Here is a 23,278-nt window from a genome sequence, read left to right on the forward strand (position 1 = left end):
TCCGGCACAGCAATGACGCCGAAAAAGCTTCGGCGGATGCCTCAACAAAATACCTCGGTGAATATGTCGATGGCCGCACGAACACGATGTGCAAGCCTGTTCGCCATCAATCGACCGATACGGCGAATCGGACATGGCCCCGCACGACATTCAAATTCAACAGCACGCATTCCAATGCACCGGCCGCCCCGCCGCGACCATGCCGCAAGCTGATTCCGGCATGACCGCAAATACCGGCCCGGTCCTGTTCTCCATGCGAAACGGTGCCCGCCGGGCGGCCGCGCCGGGACATCGCGCCACCCTTGACGCCGTCCCATTCATTGCATGGCCCGCCGCCATGCACCGTTCGATGTCTGTCCGGTCAGCTGCACAACGATAAGGAGTTTGACCCATGGTTTCGCCGTCCGTTTTGAGCAATCACACCGACATTCCGGTCACGTCGACTACGACGTTCGTCACGGCACCCAACGGTCCCGCCAATTTCCTGGTGGCGGCGCACAAGGACGACGTTGCCAACTATGCGCGCTCGGGCAATGACCTGGTTGTCGAGTTCAAGGACGGCCATGCGCTGCGGCTCCAGGGGTTCTTCGCCAACGGCACGGATTTCCACAACCTCGTCTTCCAGCAGGAAGACGGCCGGATGCTGGCGGTCTTCGACGGGGCATTGACCGCCGAGGGAGACGGTATCGTTGACTCGGCGGTGACACTCGAAGCGATCGCGGAAAGCAGCTCGACCGTCACGCTGCTGGGCATCCTGGGCGCGGTGGGCCTGGGCGCCGGTATTGCCGCCGCCGGCGGCGGTGGCGGCGGTGGCAGTAGCGCGGCCGTGGGCGCCGGCACCGGCAGCGGTTCGGTCGCCCCGCCGGCAAGCGTGAGCGTGGACTCGGTCGACGGCCGCACCGCCGGCAGCGGCGTCGTCACCACCAACGCCTCGCCCGCGGTCACGGGTTCCGGCGCGGTGCCCAATGCCCAGGTGACGGTCTCCGTCGACGGCCAGAGCACGGGCACGGTCACGGCGGACGCCAACGGCAACTGGAGCTACGCGCTAACGTCGCTGTCCGACGGCAGCCACCAGGTCACCGCCATCCAGACCGACAGCAGCGGCACTTCCAGCGCCCCGACCGCCGTCGCATTCACCGTGGACACGGTGGCGCCCGCCTCGCCCGTCGTCGCCAGCGTCACGGACGATGTCGACCCGGTCACCGGCGCCATCGTGTCCGGCAGCAGCACCAACGACGCCACGCCGACGCTGGCCGGCACCGCCGAAGCCGGCAGCACCATCACGGTCTATGACAACGGCACCGCGATCGGCACCACCACGGCGGACGCCTCGGGCAACTGGACCTTCACGCCGGCCACCGCCCTGGCCGACGGCAGCCACAGCATCACTGTCACGGCGACCGATGCGGCCGGCAACGTCAGCACCGCCACCTCGGCAATCACCCTGACGGTGGACACCGCCGCACCCACCGCGCCGACGCTCAATCCGAGCGATGGCACCACGCTCTCCGGCACCGCTGAAGCCGGCAGCACCGTCAGCCTCGACCTCAATGGCGACGGCACGCCCGATGCCACGGTCACCGCCGATGGCTCCGGCAACTGGACCTATACGCCGACGACACCGTTGACCAACGGCACCGTCGTCAGTGCCACCGCCACCGACCCTGCCGGTAACGTCAGCCCGGCTGCGACGGTCACTGTGGCAGCGACGAGCACCACGCCGGCCGCGCCGATCATCAGCACCGTCACCGATGATGTTGCTCCTGTGACGGGCGCCATCACGGCTGGTGGCAGCACCAACGATGCCACCCCGACGCTGACCGGGACGGCCGAAGCCAACAGCACCATCAGCGTCTTCGACGGCACGACGTTGCTTGGTACCACCACCGCCGATGCTTCTGGCAACTGGACTTTCACGCCGACCACCGCATTGATCGACGGCGGCCACAGCCTCACCGCCACGGCCACCGATGCGGCCGGTAGCGTCAGCCCCGCCAGCTCCGCATTCACCCTGACGGTCGACACCGCCGCCCCGGCCACACCGATCATCGGCACCGTCACCGACGACGTCGCACCGGTGACGGGCGCCATCGCCGCCGGCAGCAGCACCAACGACGCCAACCCGACGCTGACCGGCACCGCCGATCCCAACAGCACCATCAGCATCTTCGATGGCACCACGTTGCTTGGTACCACCACCGCCGATGCTTCTGGCAACTGGACTTTCGCGCCGACCACCGCATTGACCGACGGCGGCCACAGCCTCACCGCCACGGCCACCGATGCGGCCGGCAACGTCAGCGCCGCCAGCTCGGCCTTCACACTGACGGTCGACACCGCGACCCCGGCCACACCGGTTATCAGCACCGTCACCGATAACGTCGCACCGGTGACGGGCGACATCACGGCCGGCGGCAGCACCAACGACGCCATGCCAGTGCTAACCGGCACCGCCGAAGCCAACCGCACCATCAGCATCTTCGACGGCACCACGCTGCTCGGTACCACCACCGCCGATGCTTCAGGCAACTGGACTTTCACGCCGACCACCGCATTGACCGACGGCGGCCACAGCCTCACCGCCACGGCCACCGATGCGGCCGGCAACGTCAGCGCCGCCAGCTCGGCGTTCCCCCTCACAGTGGACACGGCCGCTCCCGCCGCACCGGTACTCAACCCGAGCAATGGCACCGCGCTCTCCGGCACCGCCGAGGCCGGCAGTACGGTCAGCCTCGATCTGAACGGCGATGGCACGCCCGATGCCACCGTCACGGCTGATGCCTCCGGCAACTGGACCTATACGCCGACGACGCCGTTGGCCGACGGCACCGTCGTCAGCGCCACCGCCACCGACCCGGCCGGTAACGTCAGCCCGGCTGCGACGGTCACTGTGGCACCGACTGGCACCACGCTGGCCGCGCCAGTCATCAGCACCGTCACCGATGATGTCGCGCCGGTGACGGGTGCCATCACCGCCGGTGGCAGCACCAACGATGCCACGCCGACGCTGACCGGTACCGCCGAGGCCAACAGCACCATCAGCGTCTTCGACGGCACCACGCTGCTCGGCACCACCACCGCCGATGCCTCCGGCAACTGGACCTTCACGCCGACTACGGCTCTGACCGACGGCAGCCACAGCCTGACCGCCACGGTCACCGACGCGACCGGCAACGTCAGCCCCGCCAGCTCGGTATTCGCCCTGACGGTGGACACCGCCGCCCCGGCCACACCGGTCATCGGTACCGTCACCGATAACGTCGCACCGGTGACGGGCGCGATCACCGCCGGTGGCAGCACCAATGACGCCACCCCGACACTGACCGGTACGGCCGAGGCCAACAGCACCATCAGCATCTTCGACGGCACCACGTTGCTCGGCACCACCACCGCCGATGCGTTGGGCAACTGGACCTTCACGCCGACCACGGCACTGACCGACGGCAGCCACAGCCTCTCCGCCGCGGCTACCGATGCGGCCGGCAACGTCGGCGCCGCCAGTTCGGCCTTCACGTTGACGATCGACACTGCGGCCCCGGCCATACCGGTCATCAGCACCGTCACCGATAACGTCGCACCGGTAACGGGCGACATTACGGCCGGTGGCAGCACCAACGACGCCATGCCGGTGCTGACCGGCACCGCCGAAGCCAACAGCACCATCAGCATCTTCGATGGCACCACGCTGCTCGGCACCACCACCGCCGACGCCTCGGGCAACTGGACCTTCACACCGACCACCGCCCTGACCGACGGCAGCCACAGCCTGACCGCCACGGCCACCGACACGGCAGGCAATGTCAGCGCCACCAGCTTGGCATTCGCCCTGACGGTGGACACCGCCGCCCCGGCCGCACCGGTCATCACCACCGTCACCGACACTGTCTCCCCCGTCACGGGGGCCATCACGGCTGGCGGCAGCACCAACGACGCCACGCCGACGCTGACCGGCACCGCCGAAGCCAACAGCACCATCAGCATCTTCGACGGCACCACGCTGCTCGGCACCACCACCGCCGATGCCTCGGGCAACTGGTCCTTCACACCGACCACGGCCCTGACCGACGGCAGCCACAGCCTGACCGCCACGGCCACCGATGCGACGGGCAATGTCAGCACCGCCAGCCCTGCATTCGCCCTGACGGTGGACACCGCGGCCCCGGCCACACCGGTTATCAGCACCATCACCGATGATGTTGCTCCGGTCACTGGCGCCATCACTGCCGGAGGCAGCACCAACGATGCCACCCCGACACTGACCGGTACGGCCGAAGCCAACAGCACCATCAGCATCTTCGACGGCACCACGCTGCTCGGCACCACCACCGCCGATGCTTCGGGCAACTGGACTTTCACGCCGACCACCGCCCTAACCGACGGCAGCCACAGCCTCACCGCCACCGCGACCGATACAGCGGGCAACGTCAGCGCCGCCAGCTCGGCGTTCCCCCTCACAGTGGACACGGCCGCGCCGGCCGCACCGACGCTCAACCCGACCGATGGCACCACGCTCTCCGGCACCGCCGAACCCGGCGCCACCGTTGGCCTCGATCTGAACGGCGACGGCACGCCCGATGCCACCGTCACAGCCGATGCCTCCGGCAACTGGACCTACACGCCGACGACACCGCTGACCAACGGCACCGTCGTCAGCGCCACCGCCACCGACCCGGCCGGTAACGTCAGCCCGGCTGCGACGGTCACTGTGGCACCGACTGGCACCACGCTGGCCGCGCCAGTCATCAGCACCGTCACCGATGATGTCGCGCCGGTGACGGGTGCCATCACGGCTGGTAGCAGCACCAACGATGCCACGCCGACGCTGACCGGCACGGCAGAAGCCAGCAGCACCGTCAGCGTCTTCGATGGCACCACGCTGCTCGGTACCACCACCGCCGATGCTTCGGGCAACTGGACTTTCACGCCGACCACCGCTCTGACCGACGGCAGCCACAGCCTCACCGCCACGGCCACCGACACCGCCGGCAATGTCAGCACCGCCAGTTCGGCATTCGCCCTGACGGTGGACACCGCCGCCCCCGCCGCACCAGTCGTCGCCAGCGTCACGGACGACGTCGCGCCGGTGACCGGTGCGCTCACCTCGGGCGGCAGCACCAACGACGCCACGCCGACGCTGGCTGGCACCGCCGATCCCAACAGCACCATCAGCATCTTCGACGGCACCACATTGCTTGGTACCACGACCGCCGATGCCTCCGGCAACTGGACCTTCACACCGACCACGGCGCTGACCGACGGCAGCCACAGCCTCACGGCTACCGCCACCGACCCGGCAGGCAACGTCAGCACCGCCACCTCGGCGTTCACCCTGACGGTCGACACCGCCGCCCCCGCCACACCGGTCGTCGCCAGCGTCACGGATAACGTCGCGCCGGTCACGGGCACACTCACGTCGGGCGGCGGCACGAACGACACCACGCCAACACTGGCCGGCACCGCCGAAGCCAACAGCACCGTCAGCATCTTCGATGGCACTACGCTGCTCGGCACCACCGCAGCCGATGCCTCGGGCAACTGGACTTTCACGCCGACCACGGCGCTCACCGACGGCAGCCACAGCCTTACGGCCACCGCCACCGACGCGGCCGGCAACGTCAGCACCGCCACCTCGGCGTTCACCCTGACGGTGGATGCCGCCGCCCCGGCCACGCCGGTCATCAGCAGCGTCACGGACGACGTCGCACCGGTCACGGGCACGCTCACCTCGGGCGGCAGCACCAACGACGCCACGCCGACCCTCGCCGGCACGGCCGAAGCCAACAGCACCATCGGCATCCTCGACGGCACCACGCTGCTCGGCACGACCACCGCCGATGCTTCGGGCAACTGGACCTTCACGCCAACCACGGGGCTGACCGATGGCAGCCACAGCCTCACCGCCACCGCCACCGACGCCGCTGGCAATGTCAGCACCGCCACCTCGGCATTCACATTGACGGTGGACACGGCCGCCCCGGCCACGCCGGCCCTTGTCAGCGTTACGGACGACGTCGCACCGGTGACGAGCACGCTCACCTCGGGCGGCAGCACCAACGACGCCACACCGACGCTGGCCGGCACGGCAGAAGCCAACAGCACCGTCAGCATCTTCGATGGCACCACGCTGCTCGGCACCACCACTGCCGATGCCTCCGGCAACTGGTCCTTCACACCGACCACGGCGCTGGCTGATGGCAGCCACAGCCTTACGGCCACCGCCACCGACGCGGCCGGCAACGTCAGCACCGCCACCTCGGCGTTCACCCTGACGGTGGATACCGCCGCCCCGGCCACGCCAGTCATCAGCGCCGTCACCGACGCCGTTGCTCCGGTGACGGGCACGCTCACCTCGGGCGGCAGCACGAACGACCCGACACCGACACTGGCCGGCACGGCAGAAGCCAACAGCACCGTCAGCGTCTTCGATGGCACCACGCTGCTCGGCACCACTACGGCCGATGCCTCCGGCAACTGGTCCTTCACACCGACCACGGCGCTGGCTGACGGCAGCCACAGCCTCACCGCTACCGCGACCGACGCCGCCGGCAATGTCAGCACCGCGACTTCGGCCTTCACGCTAACGGTGGACGTCTCCGTCCCGCTCGCGCCGGTCCTTGTCAGCGTTACGGACGACGTCGCACCGGTGACGAGCACGCTCACCTCGGGCGGCAGCACCAACGACGCCACACCGACGCTGGCCGGCACGGCAGAAGCCAACAGCACCGTCAGCATCTTCGACGGCACCACGCTGCTCGGCACCACCACGGCCGATGCCTCCGGCAACTGGACCTACACGCCGACCACGGCGCTGGCTGATGGCAGCCACAGCCTTACGGCCACCGCCACCGACGCGGCCGGCAACGTCAGCCCCGCCACCTCGGCGTTCACCCTGACGGTGGATACCGCCGCCCCGGCCACGCCAGTCATCAGCGCCGTCACCGACGCCGTTGCTCCGGTGACGGGCACGCTCACCTCGGGCGGCAGCACGAACGACCCGACACCGACACTGGCCGGCACGGCAGAAGCCAACAGCACCATCAGCATCCTCGACGGCACCACGCTGCTCGGCACCACCACTGCCGATGCCTCCGGCAACTGGTCCTTCACACCGACCACGGCGCTGGCTGACGGCAACCACAGCCTCACCGCTACCGCGACCGACGCCGCCGGCAATGTCAGCACCGCGACTTCGGCCTTCACGCTAACGGTGGACGTCTCCGTCCCGCTCGCGCCGGTCCTTGTCAGCGTCACCGATGATGTTTCGCCGGTGACGGGCACGCTCACCTCGGGCGGCAGCACCAACGACGCCACGCCGACACTGGCCGGCACCGCCGAAGCCGATACCACCGTCAGCATCTTCGACGGCACCACGCTGCTCGGCACCACCACCGCCGATGCGTTGGGCAACTGGACCTTCACGCCGACTGCAGCACTCACCGACGGCAGCCACAGCCTCACCGCCACGGCCACCGATGCCACCGGCAGCGTCAGTCCCGCCACCGCGGCCTTCACGCTGACGGTGGATACCGCCGCCCCGGCCACGCCGGTCATCGGCACCGTCACCGATGATGTCGCACCGGTGACGGGCGCGATCACGGCTGGCAGCAGCACCAACGACGCCACGCCGACGCTGACCGGCACCGCCGAAGCCAACAGCACCATCAGCATCTTCGATGGCACCACGCTGCTCGGCACCACCACGGCCGATGCCTCCGGCAACTGGACCTACACGCCGACTGCAGCACTCACCGACGGCAGCCATAGCCTCACCGCCACGGCCACCGATGCGGCCGGCAACGTCAGCCCCGCCAGCTCGGCATTCACGCTGACGGTGGATACCGCCGCCCCGGCCACGCCGGTCATCGGCACCGTCACCGATGATGTCGCACCGGTGACGGGCGCGATCACCGCTGGCAGCAGCACCAACGACGCCACGCCGACGCTGACCGGCACCGCCGAGGCCAACAGCACCATCAACGTCTTCGACGGCACCACGCTGCTCGGCACCACCACCTCCGATGCCTCGGGCAACTGGACCTTCACGCCGACTGCAGCACTCACCGACGGCAGCCATAGCCTCACCGCCACGGCCACCGATGCGGCCGGCAACGTCAGCGCCGCCACCTCGGCATTCACCCTGACGGTGGACACCGCCGCCCCGGCCACACCGGTCATCAGCGCCGTCACCGACGCCGTTGCTCCGGTGACGGGCACCATCACGTCCGGTGGCAGCACCAACGACGCCGCCCCGACGCTGACCGGCACCGCCGAGGCCAACAGCACCATCAACGTCTTCGACGGCACCACGCTGCTCGGCACCACCACCGCCGATGCCTTGGGCAGTTGGACCTTCACGCCGACTACGGCGCTGATCGACGGCAGCCATAGCCTCACCGCCACGGCCACCGATGCGGCCGGCAACGTCAGCACCGCCAGCTCGGCCTTCACCCTGACGGTGGACACCGCCGCCCCGGCCACGCCGGTCATCGGCACCGTCACCGACGCCGTTGCTCCGGTGACGGGCACCATCACGGCCGGTGGCAGCACCAACGATGCCAACCCGACCCTGACCGGCATCGCCGAGGGCAACAGCACCGTCAGCATCTTCGACGGCACCACGCTGCTCGGCACCACCACCGCCGATGCCTCCGGCAACTGGACCTACACGCCGACTACGGCGCTGACCGACGGCAGCCACAGCCTCACCGCCACGGCCACCGATGCGGCCGGCAACGTCAGCGCCGCCACCTCGGCATTCACCCTGACGGTGGACACCGCCGCCCCGGCCGCACCGGTCATCGGCACCGTCACCGATGACGTCGCGCCGATCACGGGCACCGTCGCCGCCGGCGGCAGCACCAACGACACCACCCCGACGCTCGCCGGCACCGCCGAGGCCAACAGCACCATCAACGTCTTCGACGGCACCACGCTGCTCGGCACCACCACCGCCGATGCTTCGGGCAACTGGACCTTCACGCCGAGCACGCCGCTGACCGACGGCAGCCACAGCTTCACCGCCACGGCCACCGATGCGGCCGGCAATGTCGGCACCGCCAGTTCGGCCTTCACGCTGACGGTCGACACCGATGCCCCGACCATACCGGTCATCAGCACCGTCACCGATCGCGCCGCGCCGGTGACGGGCGCCATCACCGCCGGTGGCAGCACCAACGACGCCATGCCGGTGCTGACCGGCACCGCCGAAGCCAACAGCACCATCAGCGTCTTCGACGGCACCACGCTGCTCGGCACCACCACCGCCGATGCCTCCGGCAACTGGACCTTCACGCCGACCACCGCACTCACCGACGGCAGCCACAGCCTCACCGCCACGGCCACCGATCCGGCCGGCAACGTCAGCACCACCAGCTCGGCATTCGCCCTGACGGTGGACACCACGGCCCCGGCCGCACCGGTGATCACCACCGTCACCGACGCCGTCTCCCCCGTCACGGGGGCCATCACGGCTGGCGGCAGCACCAACGACGCCGCCCCGGCGCTGACCGGCACCGCCGAGGCCTACAGCACCATCAGCGTCTTCGATGGCACCACGCTGCTGGGCACCACCACCGCCGACGCCTCGGGCAACTGGACCTTCACACCGACCACCGCCCTGACCGACGGCAGCCACAGCCTCACCGCCACGGCCACCGATGCGACGGGCAATGTCAGCACCGCCAGCTCAGCCTTCACGCTGACGGTGGACACCGATGCCCCGGCCACACCGGTCATCAGCACCGTCACCGACGATGTCGCGCCGGTGACGGGCGCCATTACCGCCGGCGGCAGCACCAACGACGCCACCCCGACGCTCGCCGGCACCGCCGAGGCCAACAGCACCGTCAGCATCTTCGATGGCACCACGCTGCTGGGCACCACCACCGCTGATGCCTCGGGCAGTTGGACCTTCACGCCGACTACGGCGCTGACCGACGGCAGCCATAGCCTCACCGCCACGGTCACCGATGCGGCCGGCAACGTCAGCACCGCCAGCACGGCGTTCACCCTGACCGTGGACACGGCAGCGCCTGCCGCACCGGTACTCAACCCGACCACTGGCACCACGCTCTCCGGTACCGCCGAGGCCAGCAGCACCATCCGCGTCTCCGACGGCACCACGCTGCTCGGCACCACCACCGCCGATGCTTCGGGCACCTGGACCTACACGCCGACAACACCGCTGGCCAGTGGCACCGTCGTCAGCGCCACCGCCACCGACCCGGCCGGCAACGTCAGCCCGGCTGCGACGGTCACGGTGACGGCGGTGAACACCGCGCCGGCCGCTCCGGTCATCAGCACCGTCACCGATGACGTCACACCGATCACGGGCGCCATCACCGCCGGCGGCAGCACCAACGACGCCACGCCGACGCTGACCGGTACGGCCGAGGCCGACAGCACCATCAGCGTCTTCGATGGCACCACGCTGCTCGGCACCACCACCGCCGATGCCTCCGGCAACTGGACCTTCACGCCGACCACCGCCCTGACCGACGGCAGCCACAGCCTCACCGCCACGGCCACCAATGCGACCGGCGACGTCAGCCCCGCCAGTTCGGCCTTCACGCTGACGGTCGCCACCGCGGCCCCGGCCACACCGGTCATCACCACCGTCACCGACGACGTCGCGCCGGTGACGGGCGCCATCGCCGCCGCCGGCAGCACCAACGACGCCACCCCGACACTGGCCGGTACCGCCGTGGCCAACAGCACCGTCAGCGTCTTCGATGGCACCACGCTGCTCGGCACCACCACCGCCGATGCCTCCGGCAACTGGACGTTCACGCCAACCACCGCCCTGACCGACGGCAGCCACAGCTTCACCGCCACGGCCACCGATGCCGCCGGCAATGTCAGCGCTGCCAGCTCAGCGTTCACGCTGACGGTGGACACCGCCGCACCGGCCACACCGGTCGTCGGCACCGTCACCGACAACGTCGCGCCGGTGACGGGTGCCATCACGGCCGGCGGCACCACCAACGACGCCACCCCGACGCTGACCGGCACCGCCGAGGCCAACAGCACCATCAGCATCTTCGACGGCATCACACTGGTCGGCACCACCACCGCCGATGCCTCGGGCAACTGGACCTTCTCGCCGACCACAGCGTTGGCCGACGGCAGCCACAGCCTCACCGCCACCGCCACCGATGCCGCCGGCAATGTCAGCACCGCCAGCTCGGCATTCGCCCTGACGGTGGACACCGCCGCCCCGGCCGCACCGGTCCTCGTCAGCGTCACAGATAACGTCGCTCCGCTGACGGGCACCATCGCCGCCGGCGGCGCCACCAACGACGCCACGCCGACCCTGACCGGCACCGCCGAAGCCAACAGCACCATCAGCGTCTTCGATGGCACTACGCTGCTCGGCACCACCACCGCCGATGCCTCCGGCAACTGGACCTTCACGCCGACCACGTCGCTGGCGGACGGCAGCCGCAGCCTGACCGCCACCACGACCGATACAGCGGGTAACGTCAGCACCGCCAGCACGGCCTTCACGCTGACGGTCGACACCGATGCCCCACCCACACCGGTCATCACCACCGTCACCGATAACGTCGCGCCGGTGACGGGCGCCGTCACGGCTGGCGGCAGCACCAACGACGCCACCCCGACGCTGACCGGCACCGCCGAGGCCCACAACATGATCAGCATCTTCGACGGCGCCACGCTGATTGGCGCCACGGTCGCCGATGCCTCGGGCAACTGGACCTTCACGCCAATCCAACCGCTGGCTGACGGCAACCACAGCCTCACCGCCACGGCCACCGATCCGGCCGGCAACGTCGGCACCGCCAGCTCGGCCTTCACGCTGACGGTGGACACCTCCGCCCCGGCCGCACCGGTCATCAGCACCGTCACCGACAACGTCGCACCAGTGACGGGTGCCATCACGGCCGGCGGCAGCACCAACGACGCCATGCCGGTGCTAACCGGCACCGCTGAAGCCAACAGCACCGTCAGCATCCTCGACGGCACCACGCTGCTCGGCACCACCACGGCGGACGCCTCGGGCAACTGGACCTTCACGCCGACCACCGCCCTGACCGACGGCAGCCACAGCATCACGGCCACCGCCACCGACGCGGCCGGCAATGTCAGCACAGCCAGTTCGGCGTTCGCGATGACGGTGGACACCGCGGCCCCGGCCACACCGGTCATCACCACCGTCACCGACGACGTCGCGCCGGTCACGGGCGCCATCACGGCTGGTGGCAGTACCAACGACGCCACCCCGACGCTGACCGGCACCGCCGAGGCCAACAGCACCATCAGCATTTTCGATGGCAGCACGCTGCTCGGCACCGTCACCGCCGACGCCTCCGGCAACTGGACCTACACGCCGACCACGGCCCTGGCTGATGGCAGCCACAGCTTCACCGCCACGGCCACCGATGCGGCCGGCAACGTCAGCACTGCCACCTCGGCGTTCACACTGACGGTGGACACCGCCGCCCCGGCCACGCCGGTCGTCGCCAGCGTCACGGACGATGTCGCACCGGTCACGGGTGTGCTCACCTCGGGCGGCAGCACCAACGACGCCACACCGACGCTGGCCGGCACCGCTGAAGCCAACAGCACCATCAGCATCCTCGACGGCACCACGCTGCTCGGCACCACCACCGCTGATGCCTCCGGCAACTGGACCTTCACGCCGACTACGGCGCTGGCGGACGGCAGCCACAGCCTCACTGCCACCGCCACCGACGCGGCCGGCAATGTCAGCACCGCCACCTCGGCATTCACCCTCACGGTGGACACCGCTGCCCCAGCCACGCCAGTCCTCGTCAGCGTCACGGACGATGTGGCGCCGGTCACGGGTGCGCTCACCGCCGGCGGCAGCACCAACGACGCCACACCGACGCTGGCCGGCACCGCTGAAGCCAACAGCACCGTCAGCATCCTCGACGGCACCACGCTGCTCGGCACCACCACCGCCGATGCCTCCGGCAACTGGACCTTCACGCCGACTACGGCGCTGGCGGATGGCAGCCACAGCCTCACCGCCACCGCCACCGACGCCGCCGGCAATGTCAGCACCGCCACCTCGGCATTCACCCTGACGGTCGACACCGCCGCCCCGGCCACGCCGGCCCTTGTCAGCGTCACGGACGATGTGGCGCCGGTCACGGGTGCGCTCACCTCCGGCGGCAGCACCAACGACGCCACACCGACGCTGGCCGGCACCGCTGAAGCCAACAGCACCATCAGCATCCTCGACGGCACCACGCTGCTCGGCACCACCACCGCCGATGCTTCGGGCAACTGGACCTTCACGCCAACCACGGGGCTGACCGATGGCAGCCACAGCCTCACCGCCACCGCCACCGACGCCGCCGGCAATGTCAGCACCGCCACCTCGGCATTCACCCTGACGGTGGACACCGCCGCCCCGGCCACGCCGGCCCTTGTCAGCGTCACGGACGATGTGGCACCGGTCACGGGTGCGCTCACCTCCGGCGGCAGCACCAACGACGCCACACCGACGCTGGCCGGCACCGCTGAAGCCAACAGCACCATCAGCATCCTCGACGGCACCACGCTGCTCGGCACCACCACCGCCGATGCTTCGGGCAACTGGACCTTCACGCCAACCACGGGGCTGACCGATGGCAGCCACAGCCTCACCGCCACCGCCACCGATGCCGCCGGCAACGTCAGCACCGCCACCACGGCGTTCACCCTGACGGTGGACACCGTTGCGCCCACCACCACGGCCACCCTCACCACGCTGACCGCCGACACGGGCACCACCGGGGACTGGATCACGGGCGATACCGCGCCGACCCTGAGCGGCACGGTGAGCGCAGCGCTCGGCACCGGCGAAACCGTGCAGGTCAGCCTGGACGGCGGGACGACCTGGTCCGATGCCGTCGTCAGCGGCACCAGCTGGAGCTGGTATCCGGTGGCCCAGTTTGCCGCCGGCGGCCATACCGCGATGACGCGCGTGGTCGATGCGGCGGGCAACGCGGGTACCGCCAGTTCGCAGGCTTTCACCATCCAGACGACCGCCGCGCCGGTGGTGTCGGTCCAGCAGTCGGCCGGGCTGCTCGGCATCGCGGGCGCCAACCTGTTTGACCTGATCGACTTCAGCCAGCAGCAGCTCTTCGCCGCGACCGACTACAACAACAACATCCAGTCCGTGGTGCTCCACTACGGTGGCGTGGCCAGCCTGCTGTCCACGAGCCAGTACAACGCCAACTCGGCGCTGGCGTCGGAACTGGGGCTGCAGTTCAGCGTCGTCAACAACAACGGCATCCTGGGCATCGCCGCCTCGTCCACGATGACGATCACGGCCACCGACGGCGGCACGATCGACAACCTGAGGCTCAACGAGTTTCTCGGCTCGGTCACGCTCAGCGGCGGCGGGCTGCTCGGCATCAATGCCAGCCTGCTGAGCAGCGTCACGATCCAGGCCACCGACTCGACCAGCCTGAGCAGCACGGCCAACGCCGGCCAGCTGCTGAACGTGTCGCTGCTGGGCACCACCCAGCCGGCGGCCATCATCGAGGGCACCTCGGGCAACGACACGCTCACCGGCACCTCGGGCAACGACCGCCTCTACGGCTACGCCGGCGCCGACACGCTGAACGGCGGCGCCGGCAACGACCTGCTGCGCGGCGGTGCCGGCAACGACGTGCTCAACGGCGGCGACGGCAACGACATCCTGATCGGCGGTGCCGGCAACGACACGCTGACGGGCGGCGCGGGCGGCGACATCTTCCTGTGGGAAGTCAACGCGGCGGACAACACCGGCGGCAACGGTGCGGACACCATCACCGACTTCACGCTCGCCTCCGGCCCCGACGATGCCACCGCCGACCGGATCGACGTGTCCGCCCTGCTGGTCGGCTACACCCCGGAAGCCGACGGCGCGGCCCACTACGTCAACGGCGTGGCGACGATCGATTCGGGCGACACGATCGGCCAGTACCTGACGGCCACCAGCGACGGCGCCGGCAACACGGTGATCACCATCGACCGCGACGGCGCCGGCACCACCTACAGCGCCACCACGCTCGTCACGCTGACCAACGTGACGACCAACCTGGAGACACTGCTGGCGAACCATCAGATCCTGGTCTGACCGCGATGGTGGACCGGGGAGGCGGGCCCGCCCGTCTCCCCGGCTGCGACATGCCCGACGATTTGTCCGCCGCGAGACGGGCGGGGGGAAGCTTTGCCCTGTCTCCGACGGAACGCTGTTGTTGTATTGCTGATGACATCCAGATGCATTGCCCGCCTGAGAGGCAACCGGCCGCGTGCACGCCGCGCGGCCAACGCAGTCCTGTTCCATGACCGGTGGTTCCTGACGCTCGCGCTCCTGGCCGGTCTGCCTGCCGGCCACGCCGCACCCGTGCCGCCGGCCGACGACATGGCCAGGCCCGCGGCGGCCAGCCCGAGCCGTCCGGACACCACACAAAGCGCCGGTGGCGCGACGTTCCGGGTAGCCCTCGACAACCTGTCGCTGCGCAACGCCGTCGGCGTCGCGATCGCGCGCCATCCCGACATCAGCCGCGCCAACGCCGAGGTCGCGCAGCGCTCGGCGGAAGTCGAGGTCGCGCAAGCCGCCTGGTACCCGAAGATCGAATACGGTGTCCGGCCCGGATACGGCGGCAGCTTCGGCAGCAGCGGCAACAGTACCGGCGCGCGCGCCTCGGTGGGCGTCAACCAGCTGGTCTACGACTTCGGGCGGACCGCGAGCCGCATTGCCGCGGCCGACGCAACGCTGAACCAGAAGCAGTACCAGCTCGCCGACACGGTCGAGACCGTGGCGTACAACACGGCCGCCACCTTCGTCGAACTGGCGGCGAGCCAGGACGTGATCGCCGCGGCGCGGCGCCAGGTCGCGGCGCTGCGCGAGACGCGCGTGAAGATCGTGGACCGCGTGCGGGCGGGCCTGTCGGTCTCGTCCGACCGCAATCTCGCCGACCTCGCCATCCTGCGCGCCGAGGCCGAGGTGCTGAAGGCCAACACGCGCTTCGACGTCGCCGCCGCCAAGCTCACGGAACTGATCGGCGCACGCCCGCAGCGCGTGGCCGACCTTGCCGGAACCGTCGGCTTCGTCCGCGGCCTGGGCGACAGCGGCGAGGACATCGAGCACACCCCGTCGGTGCTGGCCGCCGGCGCCGCCGTGCAAGCCGCCGATGCCCGCGTCGGCTTCGCCGATGCCGAGCGCTTCCCGTCGCTCGGCATCGGTGTCAGCCGCGCCGTCTCGACCGGCCGCGCCAACGCCAGCAACGACACGTGGATCGGCCTGTCGCTGAGCGGCAGCTTCTCGTTCGGCAATCTCAACCGGCACCAGATCGCCGCCGCCCGGGCCGACCTGCGCGCCAGCCGGGAAAGCCTGGAAAACCATCGCCTGGTGACCCGCAGCGCCCTGCACGCCGCCAGGACCGAAGCCGACGGCGCCTCGGCGCGCCTGGCGAGCTACCAGAACGTCATCACGCTCGCGCGCGCCTCGCGCGATCTCTACTGGCAGGAATACATGCTCAACAAACGCACCCTGACCGACGTCCTCACCCCGGAACGCGACATCTTCCAATCCGAGGTCGAGTGGATCAACGCCAACGCCGACGGCGCGCTCGCCCGGATCAAGGCCTACGTCGCGGTCGGCCTCTTCGTGGACCGGCTGCGCGCGCAAGGAGGCGACCGCCATGACTGACCCCGCCCGCCTCGAAGCAGCCCCGGTGCCGGCCAACGACGATACCGGCGCGCGCGAAGCCGGCCGCTGGGTCGAGCCCCTGCTGCTGGCCGCGCGCCACCTCGGGCTGTCGGTCTCGCCCGAGCTCGTGCGCAGCGCCGCCGCCTGGTCGAAGCACGCCGAGCCCGACGCGGCCATCGTTGACCTGGCCGCGTCCGCCGGCCTCACCGCGCAGTTCGTCGAGCTGCCCGTGGCGCAGCTCTCCCCGGTGATGCTGCCGGCGCTGGTGCCGATCGACGGCCGGCACATCGGCGTGGCGGTGGCGGTGGCGGGCGGGCGGTTGACGGTGCTGCTCGCCATCGACGGCAAGACCGTCGAGCGCGCGCTCCCGCTCGACGGCCCCGGGCACGGCACGCCGTCCCGCATCCTGCTGGTGCACGAGCACACGGTGCGGCGCGATGGCCGGCTCGACGCCTACCTGGCGGCCCGGCCCAACACCTGGCTGCAGGATCTCTTCACGGGCCATTGGCCGCTGCTGCTCGAACTGGGCGCGGGCTCGCTGTTCGGCAACCTGCTGGCGGTCGGCACCTCGCTGTTCGCGATGCAGGTGTGGGACCGCGTGGTGCCCGCGCGCTCCACGCACACGCTGTGGGTGCTCGCCTCGGGCGTGGCGCTCGCGCTGCTGCTCGAACTGCTGCTGCGGACCGCGCGCGTGGCGATCGCCGACCACTTCGGCAAGGCGGCCGACCTCAAGCTCTCGGCGATGTTCTTCGCGCGCGTGCTCGACATCCGCAACGACGCGCGGCCCCGGTCGCCCGGCACGCTGATCGCCCAGCTGCGCGATCTCGAACAGCTGCGCGAGCTGCTGACCTCGAGCACGCTGGGCGTGCTGATCGACCTGCCGTTCGTGGCGGCCTTCCTGTGCATCATCTGGCTGCTGGGCGGGCCGCTCGCCTTCGTGCCGCTGGCCGCGATTCCGCTGCTGATCCTGCCGGGCGTGCTCGCGCAGATTCCGCTGGCGAAGCTGTCGAACGCGGGCCTGGCCGAGGCCGCGGTGCGCAATGCCATCCTGATGGAGTCGATCTACCGGGTCGAAGACATCAAGACGCTGCAGGCCGAACCGCGCTTCCGCCACCTGTGGAACCACACCAACCGCGTCAACGCCGACATCGGCCTGAAGCAGCGCCATCTCGGCGGGCTGCTGGTCAACCTCGCGTCGACGGTGCAGCAGTTCGCCTATGTCGGCGTGCTGGTCACCGGTGTCTACGGCATGCTCGATGCCAGCCTGTCGTTCGGCGCGGTGCTGGCCTGCTCGATCCTCACCAGCCGCACCATCGCGCCGCTCGGCCAGATTCCCGCCGTGCTCGCGCGGGTGCAGAACGTGCGGGTCGGCAAGAAGGGGCTGGACAGCCTGCTCTCGCTGCCGGTCGACCACGATCCCGCGAAGGACGCTTACCACAAGCCCGCGCTGATCGGCCGGTATCGCTTCGACAACGTGGCCTACGGCTTCGACCCCGAAGAGAAGCCGGTGCTGACCCTGCCACGCCTGTCGATCGAGGCGGGCGAGCGCGTCGCCATCCTGGGCCGCGTCGGCGCCGGCAAGTCCACGCTGCTGCGGCTGCTCGGCGGCCTGGCAACGCCCGTCCAGGGCCGCATCCTGCTCAATGACACGCCGCTGCCCCTGATCGACGTCGCCGACGTCCGGCGCGACGTCGGCATGGTGCTGCAGGAATCGAGCCTGTTCTTCGGCACGCTGCGCGAGAACATGCGGATCGCCAGCCCGCTCGCCAGCGACGAGGCCATCCTCGCCGCCATGCGGCTGTCCTGCGCCGACCAGCTACTGCTCAACCAGCCGCACGGCCTCGACCTGCAGCTGCGCGAAAGCGGGCTGGGCCTGTCGGGCGGCCAGAAGCAGGCGCTGATCCTGGCGCGCACATTCCTGCGCTCGCCCAACGTGCTGCTGCTGGACGAGCCGACCGCTTCGCTCGACGAGGCGACCGAGGCCGCCATCATCGAGCGGATGAAGCCGTGGCTCGGCCAGCGCACCCTGATCGTCGCCACCCACCGCTACCCGGTGCTGTCGCTGGTGGACCGCATCATCGTCATCGACGGCGGACGGATCGTGCGCGACGGGCCGAAGGACGAGATCCTGGCCGGCCTGCGCGGCACCGCCGCCAACCAGGAGGCCGCCCGCCGGCCGCAGCCGGTGCACGCCGCGGAGGCGACGCGATGAACCGCATCGCCAACCCCATGCGCGGCCTGCGCGAGGCGCTGCGCGCGCGCGCCATCCTCTGGCTGATCTGCGCGGCCATCGCGGTCTTCCTGGTGTGGGCGGCGTTCGCCGGGCTCGACGAAGTGGCCATCGGCGAGGGCAAGGTGACGCCGGCCTCCAAGGGACAGGTCATCCAGAGCCTGGAAGGCGGCATCCTGTCCGAGCTGGCGGCGCGCGAGGGCGACGTGGTCGAGGCCGGCCAGAAGCTGGCCACGCTGGACCCGGTGCAGGCCCGCTCGTCGATGGAAGAGGCGCTGGAGCGCATCTCCGCGCTGCAGGCCCGCGCCGCGCGGCTGCGCGCCGAGATGGACGACCTGCCCGAGGTCACCTTCCCGCCCGAGCTGGCCAGGGAAAAAGCCGTGACGGACCGGGAGCGCCAGCTGTTCGCGGCCAACCGGCGCGCCTTCCGCGAGAACGTCGCCAACCTGCGCGAGCAGTTGCGGCTAGCCGAAGACGAACTGAAGATCGCGATGCCGCTGCTGCGCACCGGCGCGACCAACGAGGTCGAAATCCTGCGGCTCAAGCAGCGGGCCGCCGAGTTCGCCACCAAGCTCGCCGCCACGCAGAGCGAATACTACGTCGCGCTCAAGGCCGACTACGCCTCCACCATGGCGGACCTCGGCCCCCTGCTCAAGGTGCGCGAAGGCCGCGCCGACCAACTGCGCCGCACCGTCATCACCTCGCCCGCGCGCGGCATCGTCAAGGACATCCGGGTCTCCACGATCGGCGGCGTGGTGGGCGCGGGCGGCGTGCTGATGGAGATCGTGCCGCTGGACGACCAGTTGCTGATCGAAGCGCGCCTGAGCCCGCGGGACATCGCCTTCATCCACCCGGGGCAGGAGGCGACGGTCAAGATCACGGCCTTCGAGTCGTCCATCTACGGCTCGCTGCCGGCCAGAGTCGAGCGCATCTCGCCGGACACGATCGAAGACCAGGTCGACCGGCGCGTCTACTACTACCGCGTCTACGCGCTGACCCGGCATGCCTATCTCGAGACGAAGGACGGCAAGCGCCACCCGATCCTGCCCGGGATGGTGGCGACCACGGAAATCCGCACCGGGCGCCGGACCGTGCTCGATTACCTGATCAAGCCGCTGAACCGCGCGGCGGAAGCGCTGCGGGAGCGGTAAGCCGCGCTACAGCGCCGCGGCCGCCCCCGCCAGCGCCGCGCGCACCGCCTCGGCACGCGGGATCGGCGCGACGGCGCTGTAGCCGGTGGTCGACAGCGCCGCCGCCACGTTCGCGTAGCGAGCCGCGTCCTGCGGCGTGTCGCCCGCCACGATGCGCGCGACGAAGGCGCCGCCGAAGCAATCGCCCGCGCCGGTCGCATCGACCGCCGCCACCGGATGGCGCGGCACCAGCGTGCGCGCCTCGGGCGTGGCCACGTAGCAGCCTTCCGCGCCCATCTTGAGCGCCACCAGCCGGATGCCCCAGCCGAGCAGCGTATCGACGATGGCATCGCGGTCGTGGCAATCGAGCAGCACGGTGACGTCGTCCCAGCTGGGCAGGCACAGGTCGCAGGTGCGCATCGCCTCGCGCATCACCGCGCGGGCACGCGCCAGCGGCCACAGCCGCAGGCGCAGGTTGGTGTCGAACGACACCGTCACGCCGGCGGCGCGCGCATGCGCCATCGCCGCCAGGCCGGCATCGCAGGCGGTGTCGCTGATCGCCAGGCTGATGCCCGACAGGTGGAAGACCCTGGCCGCCGCAATGGCCTGCAGCGGCAGCTGCGCGGTCTGGAAGCGGCTCGCGGCCGAGCCGGCGCGCAGGTAGTCGAAATGGTGGCCGCGCGCGTCGTGCGAGACGAAGTACAGGCCGGTCGGGGCCTGCGGATCGGTCTGCACCCAGGTGTGATCGACGCCCTCGGCCTGCCACAGCGTACGCAGGGCCTGGCCGAAGCGGTCGGCGCCCACCGCGCTGACGTAGCCGGTGCGCGCGCCCTGCCGCGCGGCCGCGATGCAGAAGTTGGACGTGTCGCCGCCGTAGCCGAGCGCCCACGCGGCGCTGCCCGGGTCGGTCTGGTTGAATTCGATCAGCGCTTCGCCGTAAGCGAGGATGTCCGCCATGCCCGCCCCGCTCAGAAGTACGTCTGCACCACGTCGACGACGTTGTAGGCGTCATCGATGACGGGAATCTGCCGCCACTTATCGAAGGTCAGGCAGGGGTGCGAGATGTCGAAGGCGATCATGTCGCCGACCTTGATGTCGTCGCCGGCGGCGATCCTGAGATAGGCGTGCTGGTCCATCATGCCGGTGACTTCCCAGTGCGCCGGCACGTCCGTGGGCGACGCCTCGCCCGGGCGATAGCGCTGCGCCGGCTGCGGGAAACCGGCATCGAAGGCGGCATCGCGCTTGCCCAGCGCCACGATGGCGCGCTCGGGCTCCGGCACCGATTGCACATAGGCCCACACCTGCAGCGCCGGCAGCAGGCTGGAGCGCATCCGGTGCGCGACCGGGTTGCGCACGTTGATCTGCGCCTGCGCCGCCTTGTAGATGCCCACGTCGTGCGTGAGATAGCAGCCGGGGCGCAGCACCGGGTCGAACGGCCGGCCGATGTCGGCCTTGGAGAACTCCTCGGCCACCACGTCGTACCAGGCCGAGCCGGCGCCGGTCAGCACCGGCGGCGTGCGCTGCAGGCGGCCGGCTGCGGCCAGATCATGGAACACCCTGACGGCGCGCTGCAGGAACGCGCGGATTTCGCCCTCCGCCTTCAGCACGCCCTCGTAGACCTCCACGCCGGCCAGCCTGACCGCGCCGCCGGCCCGATCCAGCGCCGCCAGCACCGAGCGCAGTTGCGCATCGTCGCGCACGCCGGTACGCCCGCCCTTCTCGCCCAGCTCGATCAGCACCTGGATCGGCCGGCCGGCCTTGCCGAAAAACGCCGCCAGCTGATCGACCTGGTCGGCCGCATCCACCAGGCAGAAGAACTCGAACGACGGATCGGCCAGCAGCTCGGCCAGGATCGCCATGTTGCGCTTGCCGACGAGCTGGTTGGCCATCAGCACGCGGCGCACGCCGTGCACGTAGGCGATGCGCGTCTGGTGCGCGGTCGCCAGCGTGATGCCCCACGCGCCGCCGGCCAGTTGGCGCTGGAACAGGCGCGGCGCCATCGTCGTCTTGCCGTGCGGCGCGAGCTTGGCGCCGTACTCGCCCACGAAGCGCTGCATCCAGGCCAGGTTGTGCTCCAGCCTCGCGTGCGACAGCACCGCCGCCGGCAGGCTGAGGTCTTCGTTCAGCAGGTTCCAGCGCTGCGCGGCGACCTGCTCCGGGGTGCACGCGGCATCGAGCGCGCCCAGCCCCTTGTCGAGCGGGTCGACCACTGCGGCGGCCTCACCTTGGTACTTTGTATCATTCATGAAAATCGCCTCGTATCCCAGTACGGGTAATTCTTGGGTTGACACCATGATAGCGACGAAACTATTCTCCGAGCCTATCTGTTACAAAGTACCAAGGCGCGGCTTCCGCCGCGCGCCGGAGTGCTGCCCATGCGCGAACCGATGGACATTGTCACCCGCATCTCCCAGCGCGCCACCGACCTGCGGCCGGCCGAGCAGAAGGTCGCGCAGACCGTGCTGGGCGACATCGCCGGAGCAGCCGAGGGCAGCATCCAGACCCTGGCCGAGCGCGCCGGCGTGAGCGAAGCCAGCGTCACCCGCTTCGCCAAGGCGATGGGCTGCCGCGACGTGCGCGAGCTCAAGCTCAAGCTGGCGCAGGCGGCGGCCGTGGGCCAGCGCTTCCTCGACGGCGGCGCCGACCGCCCGCCCTCCAGCGCCGACGGCATCCTGGCCGACATCACGCACGTGCTGGAGGCCAACCGCGCGCTGGTGCGGCCCGAGGCGTTCCGCGCGGCCGCCGCGGCGCTGGTGGGCGCGCGCATGATCGCCGTATTCGGCATGGGCGGCGGCTCGACCACCATGGCCGATGAGATGCGCTACCGGCTCGCCCGGCTGGGACGGCCGGTCAGCACCTATCATGATGCGATGCTGCAGCGGATGGTGGCCGCCACGCTCGGCCCGGAAGACGTGGTGGTGGTGTTCTCCGTCACCGGACAGGTGCCGGAGATCATCGATGGCGTCAACATCGCACGGGAATACGGGGCCAAGGTGGTGGCCGTCACGGCCATCGGCTCGCCGGTGGCGGCGCTGGCCGACATCCTGCTCCCGATCCAGGCGATGGAGACCGACTTCATCTTCAAGCCGTCGTCATCGCGCTACGCCATGATGATGATGATCGATCTGCTGGCCACCGACGTCGCATTGCAGCAGGCCGACCGCAGCAAGGAGCTGTTGCGGCGCATCAAGCATGTGCTCGATGCGCATCGCGGCGGCGGCAACCGTCAGCCGCTGGGAGACTGAT

7 protein-coding genes are annotated in these 23,278 nt (G+C 70.2%); 5 read left to right on the forward strand and 2 right to left on the reverse strand.

The genetic code is table 11. The annotated features are described in order from the left end of the window. Window positions 1–391 precede the first annotated feature (391 nt). The 4 genes from GO999_RS19960 (at window position 392) to GO999_RS19975 (ending at window position 20,053) form a co-directional block, all read left to right on the forward strand. Window positions 392–15,094, forward strand: coding sequence for an Ig-like domain-containing protein (locus GO999_RS19960; RefSeq protein WP_211907155.1), 14,703 nt, complete (start codon window positions 392–394; stop codon window positions 15,092–15,094). 132 nt (window positions 15,095–15,226) lie between these two features. Then, window positions 15,227–16,672 (forward strand): TolC family protein, encoded by a 1,446-nt coding sequence (locus tag GO999_RS19965; protein ID WP_211907156.1) that lies wholly within the window; start codon window positions 15,227–15,229, stop codon window positions 16,670–16,672. Beyond that, complete coding sequence (locus GO999_RS19970; RefSeq protein WP_211907157.1) at window positions 16,665–18,884, forward strand: type I secretion system permease/ATPase; 2,220 nt, start codon at window positions 16,665–16,667, stop codon at window positions 18,882–18,884. Before GO999_RS19965 ends, GO999_RS19970 begins: the two co-directional genes overlap by 8 nt. Further along, window positions 18,881–20,053 carry a beta-barrel domain-containing protein gene (locus tag GO999_RS19975; protein ID WP_020830326.1) on the forward strand — a complete coding sequence of 391 codons (1,173 nt, stop codon included), beginning with the start codon at window positions 18,881–18,883 and terminating at the stop codon, window positions 20,051–20,053. Before GO999_RS19970 ends, GO999_RS19975 begins: the two co-directional genes overlap by 4 nt. A gap of 6 nt (window positions 20,054–20,059) precedes the next feature. Here the strand turns inward: GO999_RS19975 and GO999_RS19980 are convergent, their stop codons facing one another. After that, the gene (locus GO999_RS19980; RefSeq protein ID WP_020830327.1) at window positions 20,060–20,989 is read right to left on the reverse strand and encodes a sugar kinase; all 930 of its coding nucleotides are present in this window, start codon (window positions 20,987–20,989) and stop codon (window positions 20,060–20,062) included. A gap of 11 nt (window positions 20,990–21,000) precedes the next feature. Further along, complete coding sequence (locus GO999_RS19985; protein WP_020830328.1) at window positions 21,001–22,278, reverse strand: amino acid deaminase; 1,278 nt, start codon at window positions 22,276–22,278, stop codon at window positions 21,001–21,003. A 129-nt stretch (window positions 22,279–22,407) separates the two neighbouring features. On the opposite strand from GO999_RS19985, the gene GO999_RS19990 reads away from it, so the two are divergent. After that, window positions 22,408–23,277, forward strand: coding sequence for a MurR/RpiR family transcriptional regulator (locus tag GO999_RS19990; protein ID WP_011004472.1), 870 nt, complete (start codon window positions 22,408–22,410; stop codon window positions 23,275–23,277). Window position 23,278: the final 1 nt, after the last annotated feature.

The sequence above is a fragment of the Ralstonia nicotianae genome, from assembly GCF_018243235.1.
GTDB lineage: Bacteria > Pseudomonadota > Gammaproteobacteria > Burkholderiales > Burkholderiaceae > Ralstonia > Ralstonia nicotianae.